This window comes from bacterium (genome assembly GCA_016699125.1).
In the GTDB taxonomy this organism is placed as follows: Bacteria; Babelota; Babeliae; order Babelales; family Vermiphilaceae; genus AWTP1-30.
This window is the reverse complement of the sequence record CP064961.1, coordinates 1,024,686-1,039,361: the sequence shown is the minus strand read 5'-3', so window position 1 is coordinate 1,039,361 and position 14,676 is coordinate 1,024,686. Positions and strand designations below refer to the sequence as shown.

At 37.1% G+C, this 14,676-nt stretch carries 13 protein-coding genes and 1 pseudogene; 9 read left to right on the top strand and 5 right to left on the bottom strand.

Features of this window, described 5'->3' with window-relative positions; all coding sequences use genetic code 11:
* Positions 1 to 114: 114 nt before the first annotated feature.
* The 5 genes from IPG37_04950 to IPG37_04930 all read left to right on the top strand — a co-directional run bounded on the left by IPG37_04950 (position 115) and on the right by IPG37_04930 (position 5,027).
* Complete coding sequence (locus IPG37_04950) at positions 115 to 801, top strand: nucleotidyltransferase substrate binding protein (protein ID QQR53768.1); 687 nt, start codon at positions 115 to 117, stop codon at positions 799 to 801.
* A gap of 270 nt (positions 802 to 1,071) precedes the next feature.
* Positions 1,072 to 1,812, top strand: a complete 741-nt coding sequence (locus IPG37_04945) for a hypothetical protein (GenBank protein QQR53767.1) — start codon at positions 1,072 to 1,074, stop codon at positions 1,810 to 1,812.
* Between the two features lie 12 nt (positions 1,813 to 1,824).
* The gene (locus IPG37_04940) at positions 1,825 to 2,361 is read left to right on the top strand and encodes a dihydrofolate reductase (GenBank protein QQR54287.1); all 537 of its coding nucleotides are present in this window, start codon (positions 1,825 to 1,827) and stop codon (positions 2,359 to 2,361) included.
* Positions 2,362 to 2,475: 114 nt separating this feature from the next.
* Positions 2,476 to 3,756 carry a hypothetical protein gene (locus IPG37_04935; GenBank protein QQR53766.1) on the top strand — a complete coding sequence of 427 codons (1,281 nt, stop codon included), beginning with the start codon at positions 2,476 to 2,478 and terminating at the stop codon, positions 3,754 to 3,756.
* Between the two features lie 59 nt (positions 3,757 to 3,815).
* Positions 3,816 to 5,027 (top strand): hypothetical protein, encoded by a 1,212-nt coding sequence (locus IPG37_04930; GenBank protein QQR53765.1) that lies wholly within the window; start codon positions 3,816 to 3,818, stop codon positions 5,025 to 5,027.
* Positions 5,028 to 5,099: 72 nt separating this feature from the next.
* Here IPG37_04930 and IPG37_04925 read toward each other — a convergent pair whose 3' ends face one another.
* Entirely contained in the window at positions 5,100 to 6,596 is a 1,497-nt protein-coding gene (locus IPG37_04925) for a hypothetical protein (GenBank protein QQR53764.1), read from the bottom strand.
* Between the two features lie 132 nt (positions 6,597 to 6,728).
* On the opposite strand from IPG37_04925, the gene mraY reads away from it, so the two are divergent.
* Positions 6,729 to 7,814: a phospho-N-acetylmuramoyl-pentapeptide-transferase gene (gene mraY / locus IPG37_04920; protein QQR53763.1), complete on the top strand. Its 1,086-nt coding sequence runs from the start codon at positions 6,729 to 6,731 to the stop codon at positions 7,812 to 7,814.
* Here mraY and IPG37_04915 read toward each other — a convergent pair.
* On the bottom strand, positions 7,770 to 9,062 hold the full coding sequence (locus IPG37_04915) for an APC family permease (protein ID QQR53762.1): 1,293 nt from the start codon (positions 9,060 to 9,062) through the stop codon (positions 7,770 to 7,772). The two genes, mraY and IPG37_04915, sit on opposite strands and share 45 nt — an antisense overlap.
* A 55-nt stretch (positions 9,063 to 9,117) precedes the next feature.
* Positions 9,118 to 10,119, bottom strand: coding sequence for a hypothetical protein (locus tag IPG37_04910; protein QQR53761.1), 1,002 nt, complete (start codon positions 10,117 to 10,119; stop codon positions 9,118 to 9,120).
* A gap of 347 nt (positions 10,120 to 10,466) precedes the next feature.
* Between IPG37_04910 and IPG37_04905 the strand changes: the two genes are divergently transcribed.
* Both IPG37_04905 and IPG37_04900 read left to right on the top strand, forming a co-directional pair.
* Positions 10,467 to 11,396, top strand: a complete 930-nt coding sequence (locus tag IPG37_04905; GenBank protein ID QQR53760.1) for a hypothetical protein — start codon at positions 10,467 to 10,469, stop codon at positions 11,394 to 11,396.
* Between the two features lie 24 nt (positions 11,397 to 11,420).
* Positions 11,421 to 11,972 (top strand): hypothetical protein, encoded by a 552-nt coding sequence (locus IPG37_04900; GenBank protein ID QQR53759.1) that lies wholly within the window; start codon positions 11,421 to 11,423, stop codon positions 11,970 to 11,972.
* 73 nt (positions 11,973 to 12,045) lie between these two features.
* Here the strand turns inward: IPG37_04900 and IPG37_04895 are convergent.
* Positions 12,046 to 12,805: pseudogene (locus tag IPG37_04895) on the bottom strand (IS5 family transposase).
* A 172-nt stretch (positions 12,806 to 12,977) separates the two neighbouring features.
* On the opposite strand from IPG37_04895, the gene IPG37_04890 reads away from it, so the two are divergent.
* Complete coding sequence (locus tag IPG37_04890; GenBank protein ID QQR53758.1) at positions 12,978 to 13,343, top strand: hypothetical protein; 366 nt, start codon at positions 12,978 to 12,980, stop codon at positions 13,341 to 13,343.
* 86 nt (positions 13,344 to 13,429) lie between these two features.
* Here IPG37_04890 and IPG37_04885 read toward each other — a convergent pair whose 3' ends face one another.
* On the bottom strand, positions 13,430 to 14,671 hold the full coding sequence (locus IPG37_04885) for a hypothetical protein (protein ID QQR53757.1): 1,242 nt from the start codon (positions 14,669 to 14,671) through the stop codon (positions 13,430 to 13,432).
* Between the last annotated feature and the right edge of the window lie 5 nt (positions 14,672 to 14,676).

The window sequence follows — 14,676 nt, the reverse complement described above, 5'->3', positions numbered from 1 at the left end:
AAGCCTTTGTATATAAACTAACCATTACAGAATTAAAATCAAAACGATCTGCGTTGTGGAAATTGAAGACAATGATATAATGTACATAACAATACATTTTTTTAATAAATTAAAATGAAAACCATTTTAGAATATCAATTTATTCAAAAACTAAAAAAATTATCTTTCGTAGACGCAATATGGCTTTTTGGTTCACGAGCACGCAATGACAACCAAACACGTTCCGATATTGATATCGCAATCATCTGCCCAGATGCGACTCATGCAGATTGGGCACAAGTAATAGAAATCGTCGAGCATGCCGATACATTACTTGAAATAGATTGTATCCGATTCGAGCCAGAGAAAATGGATATAAAATTAAAAAATAATATATTAAAAAGCAAAAAGGTTATCTATATGAAAAAGATGCAATGGCACGATTCTTTTTTAAGCCTTGGAAATGCGATTGACCGACTTACAGAAGTTATGAGCCATCCTGATGTTCATAACAATACATTCATGCGTGATGCTGCAATACAACGATTTGAGTTTACCATAGAACTCTTTTGGAAAATTCTAAAAAAAATCTTATTTTACGAAAAAATTGAAGCTACAACTCCACGTGATACGTTAAGCAAAGCGTATCAATATAAGTTCATTGATGATGAAGTGGTCTGGCTGGACATGCTCGACAGTGGAAATAATACTTCCCATGCATACAAAGAAGAAGAGGCGCAGATCATTTTTGAGCGTATAAAATCGTATATGCCAGTTTTTGAAGCTACGTATCAAAAACTCAAGAAGACGTACGATTTGTAACATTATATTGAAGGCTGATCAATATAATGTGCATTCTCAATACATGTTATTGTTAAAAATCGATTTTTAATATTTCTAATTGAAAAATAACTGTTTTGCGGCTTGCGTTATTTCCGTTTTTAAGATATAATTCTAAATTAGAGATAGATTATTATTCGAAAATAAGCGCTGTAGCCGAATAAGCGATGTAGCCGGATGATTCAAGTAAAAAGGATTCAATTCTGGCGCCAACCTGCTTTCTTTTGATTTCATTAAAAAGGTTACTGTATTATGAAAAACCTGAAGGGACTGTTTTATCTAACAGCGATGTTATTTTTCACCTTGAACACCTTCGAAAGTATGTGTGGATTAGATGATGGCAGCAATCAGCGGATTACACCCATGATAGAACAAATGAAAGCTGACATAACTGAGATTAACAACAATACCTCCCCTATCGTATTACCACTACTTGGCCTATCAGCAGCTAACGCCATTGTCTATTGGCAAGCAGACGGCTATCCATATATACGTGCATCTGTCGGATTACTTGGTTCTTTAACACTGGTAGCTGCAGGTATGGCAGCGCATCAGAGATTTATTATAAAAAACCACCCTCAAATGCCCGATAACTTTGATAAATTTGAAAGTATAGACAAAACAGAACAGGGTAAAGTACTAGAGGAAGCCACACTCTTCCTACAAAAAAATAACATAACGATACCAATCACCCTTCAAAGTTTGCAAGCAATGGCCCCAGTAGAATTGGCGAAACAACTGCCAACTTTACTTGAAGAAACTACCGCAATGGAGCCCGGAGATACTAAGGATACCTTAGAATATTGTTTAACCAAATACAAGCAAGGACTATTTGCCAGTTATGTAACAGAACGCAAACGGGAAGTATACTGGGCAAAAACTGCACACGACAACTGGAACAATACATGTCATGTCATACCGTCGTGCTTAGGCCTTATTGCAGTGACACTCCTGTGTTGCCAACTCGGAGCCAGCTTAGCAAAAATTCAGTAAACATATGCAAAAATTGAAATACATGAACAAACACTGATCCTTTACATCGCAATCTCAAAAGATGGATTCATTGCAGATGAAAATGGCAACGTTGACTGGTTACCACAATCAAAAGATGACCACGAACTGCAAACTGTCGGTTACACTGATTTAATGGAACGGACCAACAGAATTGTCATGGGCAGTCGGAGTTACAAACAGATTGTAACGTTTGGCGATTGGGCATGGTCAGACAAACAGACGTATGTGTTCAGCAAGCAAAAAATCCACTCTCCACTTTCATGTATCAGCATAACAGATAAACGTCCAATCGAATTTATGCAAACAATGCATAACCAACAGTCCCAAAAGGACATCTGGCTGCTGGGTGGCGCCGCACTTGCACGGAGTTTTGCTCAGTTTGATCTGATTGATGAAATTATCCTCACCATTGTTCCACAAACATTAAAAACCGGTATTCCACTTGGCCTGTCTTTTGAAAAATTCAAACTTGTTGATGAAAAAGCATTAATTGATCGAATGATTCAGAAAATGTATGTAAAAAATTAGATTAGATTTTATAAATATATTTCAATTTAAAATATAAAATTTTTGACATTTTCGAAATTTTTACTAAAATAATACTATGTATTACTACAGTATTACTACAAAGAAAGTATTATAATGGAATCTTTTTTAAAAATTTTTACTGGTAAAACGTACCGATTTGCAGCCACTTTTTTAATATCGGGCATGATTTACACCGCTATTGTAAAAGGAATAGGATTTACAGCCACACAAGATCAAAACACAGTGATTGTACCATATTATTTTCAAAAAGATGGTAGCAAAGAACAGAAAATCAATATTGGCATACCTATTGAAGAAAAATCCTGGAAAATTGTCGAGCAAAAAGAATGGCCAACTGGAGACAAATTAAAGCCAATGACACTGGAATCAGTATACCGTGGAGATCATAGACCTTATGACTTTTGTGGTCCAGAAGGTACAGCATATATTGAAGAAGGCTTGAAGCGTTACCAAGCACTTGATGAACAAACTATTAATCAACAGATTAAAAAGCTTGCACGGCTATTTGTCAAAGATGTTGGTCAATTGTGCAACGATAACGTTTTAAATAGTTTCGAGGGACTAGAAAGTCTCAAGCGATTATGGTTAAACCGTTATGATCATGAATTGGCAGCAGAACAACAGAAGCGATTTTATAAAATTCAAGCAAAAATTAAGCAGCACGAATTTCCTGAAAATCCAGCATTTATTATCAGATCACTCCCCTGGAAAGGCTTAAGTGATGGAGAATATGACGAAAGGTTCAACCAAGAAGTTCAACAGGAACTCAAGCTCAAAAATATAAAACCATATACACCAGAAGAACTGGAACAGAAAAAAACAACACTTACAAACCTCTATCAGAATACTGTTAATTATCGATATGACAAAGAGGAATGTAACCCAATACGGGTTTTTACGTCTCAATTCGATCCAAAAAAGGAAATAAGCCCAATACATATCAGCTTTTTGGCTACTTTAAACAGGGTTTTTGATATATTCTTGGATAAAGGAAGAAACCTTACCGCAACACAAGAAGACCCATCAATCTGCTTCATCATTCGTACAAGTGATAGAGAGAGATATACATATTTTTTACCTCACGAAGAAAATAGTACTCAAAACAGTAAGCAAGTTGATTTAACACAATCTCAAGGTACTTTGCAAAATGAAATTACAGTAAAAGATGATAAAAATAATACTACGCCGGAAGAGAAACCTATTGTGCAAGAAAAAACAAGCTTCTGGTCAAAACTACGGCCATACAACCATATTGTACGCTATGCCGCAGTCGGCTCTTTCTGTTGTGCAGGCGTGGGATTTGTCGGCTATAAAATCCATCAATGGTGGAAAGATAAAAAGGCAGCAAAAAAGAAACCTGAGACAAAAAAGTAGAATAAAGACTGATAAACCATGCATTTTATTTAAAAAAATTAGGACACGAAAGTATAATAATGAAAGCTTTTTTAAAAATTTTTACTGGTAAAACGTACCGATTTGCCGCCACTTTTTTAATATTGGTCATGCTTTGCATGGCTATTTTCGATATAAAAACAAACAGTAAAGATCCTCAACTGTCAACAGAAATTCCTTTTGATTTATACCTAGAAAGCGCTGATCCAAAAGCAAAAGAAACCCTTGCTATACCTTTAGAAAAAAAGATCTGGAAAGCAATAGTCGATCCAGGACAATGGCCAGATGGAGAAGCATTAAAACCGATAACCTTAGATTCTGTTTCCAGAGGAGATCGAAGAGACCTTGACTGGGACGGTCCAGAAGGTACTGCATACGTCGAAAAAGGATTACCACCTAAACAAAAATTTGATAAACAAACCATCAATCAGCAGATCAAAAAACTAGCACAACTGTTTGTCAAAGATGTTGGCGAACTGTGTAATGAGAAAGTTTTACACAGTTTTGAAGGACTAGAAAGCCTCAAGCGATTGTGGTTAAATCGCTATGATCATGCATTAGCAGCAGAACAACAAATACAGCTACAAAAACCTTTCTATAAAAGTATGTTAGCTAAAAAGCATATATTTTCTGAAAATCCAATTTTAGTCATTCGATCATTTGATGACCAAGGACTAAGAGATGGAGAATATGATTTACAGTTCAATCAAGAAGTAGAAGATGAACTTAAAATCAAAAATATACGACCGTACACGCCAGAAGAACTGGAACAAAAAAAAGCAGAACTCAGAACATTATATCCAGATAAAGTCAACTACCGTTTTCGCAGCTTTCAAGCAACAAACGAAATAAGGGTTTTTTCTACTCAATATAGTCAAAAAAATGAAGAAGGGCGGTGGGTTATGTTTCCTGTTACTTTAGAGGCAGTTTTTGATAGATTTTTGGGCAATCCAAAGAATATCAGTATTGATGAAAAATACCCCTCAATTACACTACGCATAGATACGAACAAAAGATCTAAGTATGCCTATTTTTTAACTGCAGATGAACATGTACCCACCCTGCCAAATAATGAAAATGAAGCTACGCAAGAAACAAGCTTCTGGTCAAAACTACGGCCATACAACCATATTTTACGCTATGCCGCAATCGGCTCTTTCTGTTGTGCAAGCGTGGGATTTGTCGGCTATAAAATCCATCAATGGTGGAAACATAAAAAGACAGCAAAGAAGAAACTCGAGACAAAAAAGTAGAACAATGTACCTTTTGTTCGAATAAGGATCTATTTGCTAAGCATCTGTCTGCACAGCACTTACACTGGTTATTTAAACCCATTGCTTGGAAACTTTTTGTAAAATCAACGCTCGTATTCCATACCTTACATGATCAATAAAGCTTTTAAATCTTTCGGCCAAAAGAAGATAGATATTTTTTTGATCAACAAAACATCCGACCAGTGAGCTTTTTGTATTATTCTGCGAATCAACCGAAACCGTATAATTATTGAGCGACAACAACACAGGTTTTTTAAGCTCAAGTTCATCTGAAGTGATCTGACCAAAGCTATCTTTACAATAAAAAGTTACATCTTCTATACCATATCTTATTGCCAAAATGGCTGGATTACTAAACTTTTGACCACGCATAAACGACAAGCCAATTTCACTATGATTATTTGTTTTCAAATAAAACGCATCTTTCTTTTTGCACACAACTGCCCAATGATCATCATCACGATAATCGATGATGAATGGAACATGCAAACCGTCAACAGGTACATTTTCAATGGTACACAAAGTTGTAGGATTTTTGGTTTGCAGTTCTTCTTGCTCAATAGTACTGTCTTGTAACATTGACTGACGCTCATTTTCAGCTTCATCGGCATTGTCAGCATGATTATTTTCTCTCTCAACAAATGTAACAAGATCTGCAAAAGACTGGTCTTTCGTAATTATCCATTTTTTTATGGTAAAGGTAGAATAGCTGGCTCTAAGTTTTCGAAAAGTGGAAATAACGTTTTTAGGACCATGACCTTTATTATTTTTTTCAACATGCGCATATATAATATATTGATTTTCTTCATCATCTTGCCCGACCGCTAACAGATATGCATTTTTTAATGTACATCGCTTTTGAACTTGCTCTTTTAATCCTTTTGACGATAACAAGCGTTTTTGTATCGAACTAACAAGCCCCCTGGCCCTACTTGTCACCGGTTCATTCTGCAAAAGCCCAAGAGCACCTTGTTCAACAAAATGGATATTCGGCCAACTACTTGCAACAAGAAAGACAACAGAAGAAAGCTTCTCTTGTTGTTTCCCTTTTTTTGTCAAGCTAAGCGTTTTCAACATGTATGGTGTTGAATCACAAATTTTTTTCAAACCCCAATGTACATGTAAATCTGTTAACAGATCATGGTGATTATTAAGAATGACTACGTTGTGGCCATAGTCATTTTTTTGGTAAAAATCAAACAGTATCGCGTGATTATTATTAATAAGCATATTTTCTTTATACTGAGTAAGCTGATGTTCCGTTCCTTGTTGTATTTTCAAATGTGACTGAAACATCAAGCCCTTTTTGGTTAATATATGCACTTTTTTGTCTACTATTTCACCAGAATCTGATTTTTTCTCGTATATTAAAAACTGCTTGATCTGATCAGCCTGTTTAAAAAAATCTCTATTTTTTTCGCTTTCAAAAAAAATAGCTTTTTTCCTTTTAAAAACAGTCTCATTACCCTCACCAGCACAAGCCTGCGTATTTGAAAAAACTACAAATAACGACAGTACTTTAACCTGCCAACAATGTTTATTACACATCTAAACACTTTTTTTAAAATACTCCGATTTCATGGTAATATAGTTGCGCAAATAAACACAACATATGGCAAATTTCCGAATAAACATATACAATCACAAAGTAAAAGCTTAGCTATAAATAAGGGGAGCGCAATGTTTAACAAACTTTTGCAAGATCGCATACTAAACACCTTAGAAAACACCGTAAAATCGCTGTCTCCAAATAATTTTATAATGGTTGCAGGGGTAGCGTTTCTTATTACTTTTGTTTCAATTATCTTCTTTTTAAAAAAATATAACTGCCTATTTTGTACTGCACCTCGAGCATACACACCTGAAAATCATGCAACCAAAAAAAATACCCCCACAATGGGAGGCATCTTTATTCTGCTTGGCTCTGCGGCAAGCACCGTTTTATACGCCGGTTATCTGGACAGACGGCTGCAGGGGTTCTTTCTGGCTATGGGCTGTTTTGGGTTTGTCGGCCTGATTGATGACGCATGTAAAATCGTATACAAAAAAGGCATCTCCACATTGTTGAAAGCGATGCTACAGATAATGGCCGGCTGCGCAGTTGGATTCTTTTTACTTCATTTCAAACTCAAACCACTCGAAATACACATTCCTTTTTTTGACGAGATGGACATAACCCTTTCGCCAGCTCTTTTTATCGCGTGGATATGCTTTGTCATCACGGCCACCTGCAATGCGGTCAATCTGACCGACGGGCTTGATGGATTGGCGTCCGAATGCATTATCCCAAATTTAATCACCGCTCTTTTTGCAACAACGCTGCTTTCAAACGATAGCTTCACCACCTATTATCAACTACAAAAACTGGAGCTCGATGCTATTTTTTATGCGATCTCAAGTGTTATTGGCGCATTATTTGCTTTTTTGTGGTTCAATACCTATCCAGCACTGATTATGATGGGAGATATTGGTTCGTTGGCACTGGGGAGTGTCCTTGCGTACTTTTTTATCATACTCAACCAGGAGTTCTTGTTAATTCTGGGTGGCCTTATTTTTGTCATCGAAACCGTTTCAGTAATTTTACAAGTACTGTTTTTTAAGCTCACAAAAAAACGACTATTTAAAATGGCTCCGCTGCACCACCATTTTGAACTGCTTGGCCTGCACGAAGCGCGCATTGTCAAAAGAGCATCACTGATTTCATGGGCTTGCAGTCTATGTTCAAGCTTCGTTTTTCTGCTGCAGTTTCTCTATAAAAAAGAATAGGCAGCCGATACACAAAATCGAACAGTACAGATATAAAACGGCAGTGCCATTTTTTAAAAATCCGTTCACGCACGCAGCAGAAAGCACCGTACAACTGACCAGCGCTGCAACACCGAGTATACGGTCAAACAGATGCGGTGAGCTATGAAAGAGCGAAAGCGCACAGATTGCATAGGTTACCGTGGAGCCGAGCGCAGCCAACTGTTGTAAAATAAACTGCTTGCCATGTGAAACATAAAGATACAGAGCACATATTAAAACCTCGATCAACAAACAGACAACGGGCACGCGCGCACTATTCAAAGTTACAATAAACCGATGCCCCCACACCGCTTTATGCTCAGCTGCGGTAAACAGATTCCACTGATTGGCCGACAAGATTCCGTATGCGCTTGATAGCGCAGAAAAACCGATACAGATACACAAACAGGCACCCAAAAATGATGCTACATCAACTGAAAAACTACTGAAAAACAGCGCAGGCAAAGCCTGCTTGAAATCGTTCATCTGGAAAAACCGTTCGCCAACCAGATGATAAAAAAGAAACTGATAGGTCATGTACATCAATGCAACGATTCCATACGAAAAAAGGACCGCATAGGAACTGTTGCGCTCAGCATTTTCGATGCGATTGCTCAACGCACAGATCGCTTCAAATCCTAAAAAAGAAAATAGTACAATGGGAATGGTTGAAAACAAGTCAACTTCAACTGCAGAATGAAAAAAACCTGCAAACGTGCGATTGGCAAGCAGACCCAAAAAGATCACGGCAACGATTGGTACCAGTTTTGAAATGACCAGATACTTTTGCAAAAAAGAGGCAATTTTGGCATGAAAAAGGTTTAATAAAAGAAAAAAAATAAGGATAAAGCAATCAAGTAAATACACATTAAAAGCTTGTAATAATGGAAAAAGTTGTTGTATTATTGAAACAAAAATATGAATACCTAGTGTTGCCGATCCTAGCTTTGCAAAAAAATAGTTCCAGGTATTAAAAAATCCCCAAAATGAACTCAAGCCTTGCCGACCAAAAGTAAAAAAATTTCCCTCAGGAATCCTTTTAAGCAAACGAGACATCGCCAAAACAAGTGGCAACATCAAGAGCGCAACGATTCCGTAGGACACAAACCCGAATGGACCCATCCGTTTTGCAACTTCAACCGTATTGATAAATAATCCGGTGCCGATCATGATGTTAATATTTAAAAAAACCGCATGAAATAAAGATATTTTTTCAGGTTTACTCACAGAACACTTTCTTTTAGTACAATGTAGTTAGTGTACCATGAGTCCAGATCAAGATCTACTGTTGCCAATACGTTATGCTAGTTGGCACTCTATCGTTAATACCTATTTCCGACTCATTACAATATTTTTTAAATCTTTCTTTGATAGCGTTGATTTGAGTTTCAACTTTTTCTTTTTGCTCAGAATTTTCAACGCAGTATGCTTCAGTAAACTGGCCTCTGTGAGAATCTTTAAGTTGATTAAAATACCAGGTGGTCAAATACACAAGCCCTGCACCACCCAAACCCAGCGGTATCAATACTCTGTAGTCTGAAAAATCGTACTTAGCCTTATTCAATGCATAAACTCCTGCACATGACATAACATATAAAAAGTATTTTATTGCATTAAGTTTTTGTTCAAAGGACGCTATGTTCTTCAAGTCTTCTTTCGAATACATTTTTGAGATGGCGAATTTCTTATAAACTACTTCACACTGTTCATTTTCTATTGTTTGAAGAAACTTTGAAAAACTTTCTGTCATAGCTCTTTCAAGTAATTCAAATTTAGAACCAGTTATATCAAAATTAATAGAAGAGGGAGCACTAATAAATACAATCGGACTAGGTATATCTTGTTCATCAGAATCACGATCATTAAAATTATTTTTTTTACCTCGTTTTACATGAAACTCTTTTGTTCCACGACCTTTTGCAAGATCACTTAAAAGATCACTTACACGCTGTTTTGAATCACATGTTTCACGGCCTCTTGCAAGATTACTACCAAGGTCACTAGCACTTTCACCACCACCCTCATTAACTGGCTTTCGACTTCTTGTAATATTTTTTATCTTCTCTTTTTTTTCTTTTAGATCAGAAGCTCCAAATCGCGCACTGGTTTTGGTCGATTCAGGCCAATTTTGCCGCGTACTTCCCTGAAGGGCCCTCCGATCATCAAAAGTTCCCTGGGTTGGCGGCACATCTTCAGGCATCATTGCAGATAGATGCATAAAATTAATGCTAGACACATAGATAAAAAGAAAGTACACCGAATAAGAAAAAAGGAAATGCTTCATAAATACTGCCTCTACTTTGAACAAACTATAGCTACAGTGTAAAAAAAACAGAAAAGCAAAAAAAAGGTTACGGTAAAAAGCAGCAAAAGATCAGCACAAGTTCATTGTTTTTACATATAAAAAATCGGCATAAATCAAACCTAAAACTTTGAATAAGACTGGTAATCCTGCAGAATTATGAAGCATTTTCTTGCCCCTGTTTATAGAAGCTACACATCTACAAATATTTTATAATAGAAAATTTTAACATAAAAATAGGCTTAAAACACACAGATTATCATCTTTTTTTGAATATTTTTCACTTTAACTATAATATTAATAATAAAAACAAGAAAAGGACATTTTATATGAAAACAGTATATAAATACATTTTTACTATCTTGGTCGGATTGCATACAATGGTTCAGCCAGCAACCCTCCAAGAACCGACACAGATTGTATCAGAACAGCAGGTTACGTACCAACAAGCAAAACGTACACCAGGTTGGCTCACGCAGCTTAAAAATGGCATCATTCCAAAAGGATTGGAAAAAACGTTCGCTTTAACCGCGGGAGCATTGACCGGACTACCTATTATTGCAGCAGATGCAGCACTGAAAAATGATCTTTCTTCCAACCAGCTTGCCGGCATAAAAGCGGTCGGCGCACTGGTTGCCGGCTACGTAACCTATAAAACACATGCCATTTTGGAACAGAGAAACGCTGAGGCAATTATCAAGCGAACAGAAGAACTAAGAACGATTGCAACCGCTTTAAGCAATCTAATCTTGCATGCAAAAACAGTAAATGTAAGTATCGCCGGTTTGATAGAAGGGGATGTAACGACTGGACAACTTCTCAAAAACATGAGTGGGAGCGATGCACTTGATCTCAGTATAGATTTTGACATACAGATCGCATATGTACTTGAAAACATTATCAAAGAAGCTCGATGGCTCAACCAAAAACTTGCGATTTTGAACCACCCAACTATAGATATACGTTTTATCGTAGCGGTCTATGCAGATTTGCAACGCATATACCTCAGCAACCATCCAGAAGGCGGATTAGATAAAAAGCTCAAGGAATATAAACAGATGCTTCACGATAAAAAAATAGGTACAAAGATTAAAAACGGCGCGTGGTGGTCAACCAAAATGGCCGGCAAAACAATCTTTTATACAGGAAAATATGGTATTAAAACAGCAGTTTGGTGCGCAGACAAAGCGTTTAATCTGTTTTTAGTCGTACTGCACTCAACACTGAGCAAAATACCTTCAATAATACCTTCAACGTAATAATAAAAAAATGGAGAATATACAATGAAAAAAATAGTTTTACTATGCCTTAGTCTGATATCATCACAAGCAATCAAACCACAACAGCTTAATATGCAGCTACACGGAACACGTGCATTGATTGGCCTTGTTGCCGGAACCGCCTGTGGAGCCGTTTATGATTATTGCAAAGGAAAGGAAGAAAAACTGAAAGGATTTGCACGCTTTAAAAAAATCGTAGCACACAACATGGTCTGCGTAGGACTGCCAGCGAGCGCGTTCATAGGATGTGGAAGCGCAATTCAGGAACGCATACGAATAAACAATGCACAGACCTCTTTTGTTGCATGGGCACAACAAGAAGCACTCAAAAAATTTCCAAAAATATCCGTTACAGTTAATAAAGACGGAGAACTGGTACTCAAAGGACCAGCGGATCAATGTGCAGCGTTTGCAACTAAATATGGTCCAAAGGGAGAAGAGCTCCTAAAAAAAGCAGTGTCCTATGGATTGACTGCAGCACAATACACCACAAAAGTCATTTTGAATGTTGCGAATGAACAGTTTAAAGGCGCAGAACCGTTAAAACCAGAATAATAATGTTAAAATAAGAAAGGCTTTCATGAAAAAGCAAATAATATTGCCTTTATTATTAAGGTGTGTCCTCAATTTAATTAGTAGGGCATAAAAGCTTCAACCATATGTGCATAGATGCGATGTAGAGCATAGATTGGAAGTTTCTAGCAAGTTTTTCAAAACGCATAGCAATGCCACGAAAATGCTTGAGTCGTGCAAAAGATTTTCAACTAAGTGTCGATTTTTATACAAATGAGCATCAAATTCTGGATCTGGTCTAGTGCTGTTTTTTCTTTTGGTATAATTACTTGCATTCCTTTTGTCCGTCCATAGATACGAATACTATCAGCATCATAGCCTTTGTCAGCGATAAAATATTCCGCTCCTTCGGCCAGGTCGATTAATTCGTTTGCAACCTTTGAATCGTGCACTTGACCCCCAGTGATTTTAAAATTGAGCGGATTTCCATGCGCATCGGTGCACATATGAATCTTTGTAGTAAGTCCACCAGCGGATCTTCCAATTGCTCGCTCTTGACCACGCTGAGCTCCAGTCGCATGTTGGTGAGCTCTAACATAACTTCCGTCGGCGAATACCCATTCTTTATCAACTTCTTTTCGTAGCATAAAAAAAACCTTCCCATAGCCCTTTTTTGACCAACGATTAAATCGATTAAATGCTGTTTGCCACGGACAAAATTCGGATGGAATATCCCTCCATGGTCCTCCAGTCCGCAATTTCCAAAGGATTGCTTCCATTATATTCCGCTCATTGCCCCACAGGTGGCATCCATGTTTACATAGTATCTCTTCTAGTTGTGACCAAATACTGTCTGTAATAACTCGACGTACCATTGCTTATCCTCGTTGCTGATTTCTGATACAAAAAACTTATCATTTTGTAGTGAAAATGCAACGTCATTACCTCATTTCAAATTGAGGACACACCTTAATAATCAGTGCAAGCAATATCAATGCGGCCAACTGGCATCTTTATGGGGCACAACCCTCAGATATCTACCGAATTATGAGTTTTTTTAATGGAAACAGTACAAAAATAGAAAAAATTCAACACATAGTACACGCTGCTAAATCGAAAACAATAGAAGAATTCAAAGACCGATCTAGATTAGAACTCTATCAAAACTATAAGAAATGTTTTTTAAAAAATTATGATGAATTAATCAATCAACAAAATAATCTCACAGATGATACAAAAAAGTTATTAAGGGAAGTAGGAGATAGTTTTAGTCATGAAACCCTACTTTATATTATGGATCTTACGGACAGCAAAGGTACACCAGCAGAACTAGATAAACATTTTAAAATGCTGAATAAAACAATTAAAACAATATCGCTAAACTACCTTGAAGACGAATACAACAAAAACTAACATTAAAACTATTTTTGTGTAAAAGAAGAGCTGCACGGGCAATTAGACTTACTCGTGCAGCTCTTCTTTTACACAAAAAAACTTACCTAAAAACAGTATCTAGTCGATGCAAGCATCCGAACTACGCCGACTGACCCTTTAACATTTTCTGTAACTTTACCACTGGTTTGCAAAGTACCGTGCCACGCATGCGTATATTCAAGTTCACCCGCACATTCTAACACTTCAAACAAAGTAAAACGAATACGGGGTGAAACACGAGCAAGCTGTTTGATGTTGGTACCAAATCCATAGACTGTTTTGGTATTATTGATCGACAAAATAACAGGATCGGAAGCACCAAGATTGTACGAATATCCAACAAAAAGAGCTGGCTCAACTGCATCATTTATCTTATAACTCAGCTGTGCCCACCATGAAATTGATGATAATGGGGTGTAGGTTCGATAGTCGGTTGACTGATCGACTGAGCTGGCCGCATAACCACCCATTAAAACCATCTCAGAAGCATTTTGTGCATACATGAGCTTTGTTTTGAGATTACATTTTTTGTAGGTAAAATCACCCATGATCCCGGCCATCACACTATGTACATACTCTCTGACGGAAAAGTTTTTATCTGTTACAATGCGCGGATTGATCTTTTTAAAATCAACGCCAAAAGCGATCCATTGCCCAGAAAACACCTGTTGCAACTGCACATGGAGCTCAGGAATCATCGAATTAAAAAGATATATATTATCATTGCCAAGCGGTCCATCTGAACAGAAATCAACCTGGCTTAACAGTGCGCCGATCAACGAGGTATTACCCGACGAAAAAGTCAGCCTCATCTGCGGATGTCGTGAGTACGTTTCAAACGGCTGACCAGAGTTATTTGAGATTAACGTTGGTGCATGCGAGGATTGATAAAATGGATGCCAGGTATGACCTGCAAGAAACATAAACTGATCATACTCGGTCTCAAAAAAAGCATGCCTTATTCTAAAAAGATGCGAAATATTATTTCGACCATTGATGTCAACCTCAAAAACACCCTTCGTTCTTGATTTCAATTTTCCAGAAGCATCAACCGTCAATTTGACACGAGATGCAAGCGCCATTATCTGCGATTGACCTTTACGATGAATATCAACCCCCACAAAATCATCGTTGCGCATCAAAGGATAAAAGAGGTTGTACCCATCAGATGAACCAAACGACTGTCTCGAATCAACAAAGTAATCAGACTTCAGGTACCCCGACAAAGTAGTTTTGAAAGCGTACATTGGAAGAAAAGAATGGAAAAGAAACACACAGGTAGATATTATTTTTTGCTTGTTGTTCATAGAAA

What these genes read in the sequence shown, in the direction of transcription:
- IPG37_04950 (QQR53768.1), top strand. Translation starts at nt 115, where the DNA reads ATGAAAACCATTTTAGAATATCAATTTATTCAAAAACTAAAAAAATTA.
- IPG37_04945 (QQR53767.1), top strand. Translation starts at nt 1,072, where the DNA reads ATGAAAAACCTGAAGGGACTGTTTTATCTAACAGCGATGTTATTTTTC.
- IPG37_04935 (QQR53766.1), top strand. Translation starts at nt 2,476, where the DNA reads ATGGAATCTTTTTTAAAAATTTTTACTGGTAAAACGTACCGATTTGCA.
- IPG37_04930 (QQR53765.1), top strand. Translation starts at nt 3,816, where the DNA reads ATGAAAGCTTTTTTAAAAATTTTTACTGGTAAAACGTACCGATTTGCC.
- IPG37_04925 (QQR53764.1), bottom strand. Translation starts at nt 6,596, where the DNA reads ATGTGTAATAAACATTGTTGGCAGGTTAAAGTACTGTCGTTATTTGTA.
- mraY (QQR53763.1), top strand. Translation starts at nt 6,729, where the DNA reads ATGTTTAACAAACTTTTGCAAGATCGCATACTAAACACCTTAGAAAAC.
- IPG37_04910 (QQR53761.1), bottom strand. Translation starts at nt 10,119, where the DNA reads ATGAAGCATTTCCTTTTTTCTTATTCGGTGTACTTTCTTTTTATCTAT.
- IPG37_04905 (QQR53760.1), top strand. Translation starts at nt 10,467, where the DNA reads ATGAAAACAGTATATAAATACATTTTTACTATCTTGGTCGGATTGCAT.
- IPG37_04900 (QQR53759.1), top strand. Translation starts at nt 11,421, where the DNA reads ATGAAAAAAATAGTTTTACTATGCCTTAGTCTGATATCATCACAAGCA.
- IPG37_04890 (QQR53758.1), top strand. Translation starts at nt 12,978, where the DNA reads ATGAGTTTTTTTAATGGAAACAGTACAAAAATAGAAAAAATTCAACAC.
- IPG37_04885 (QQR53757.1), bottom strand. Translation starts at nt 14,671, where the DNA reads ATGAACAACAAGCAAAAAATAATATCTACCTGTGTGTTTCTTTTCCAT.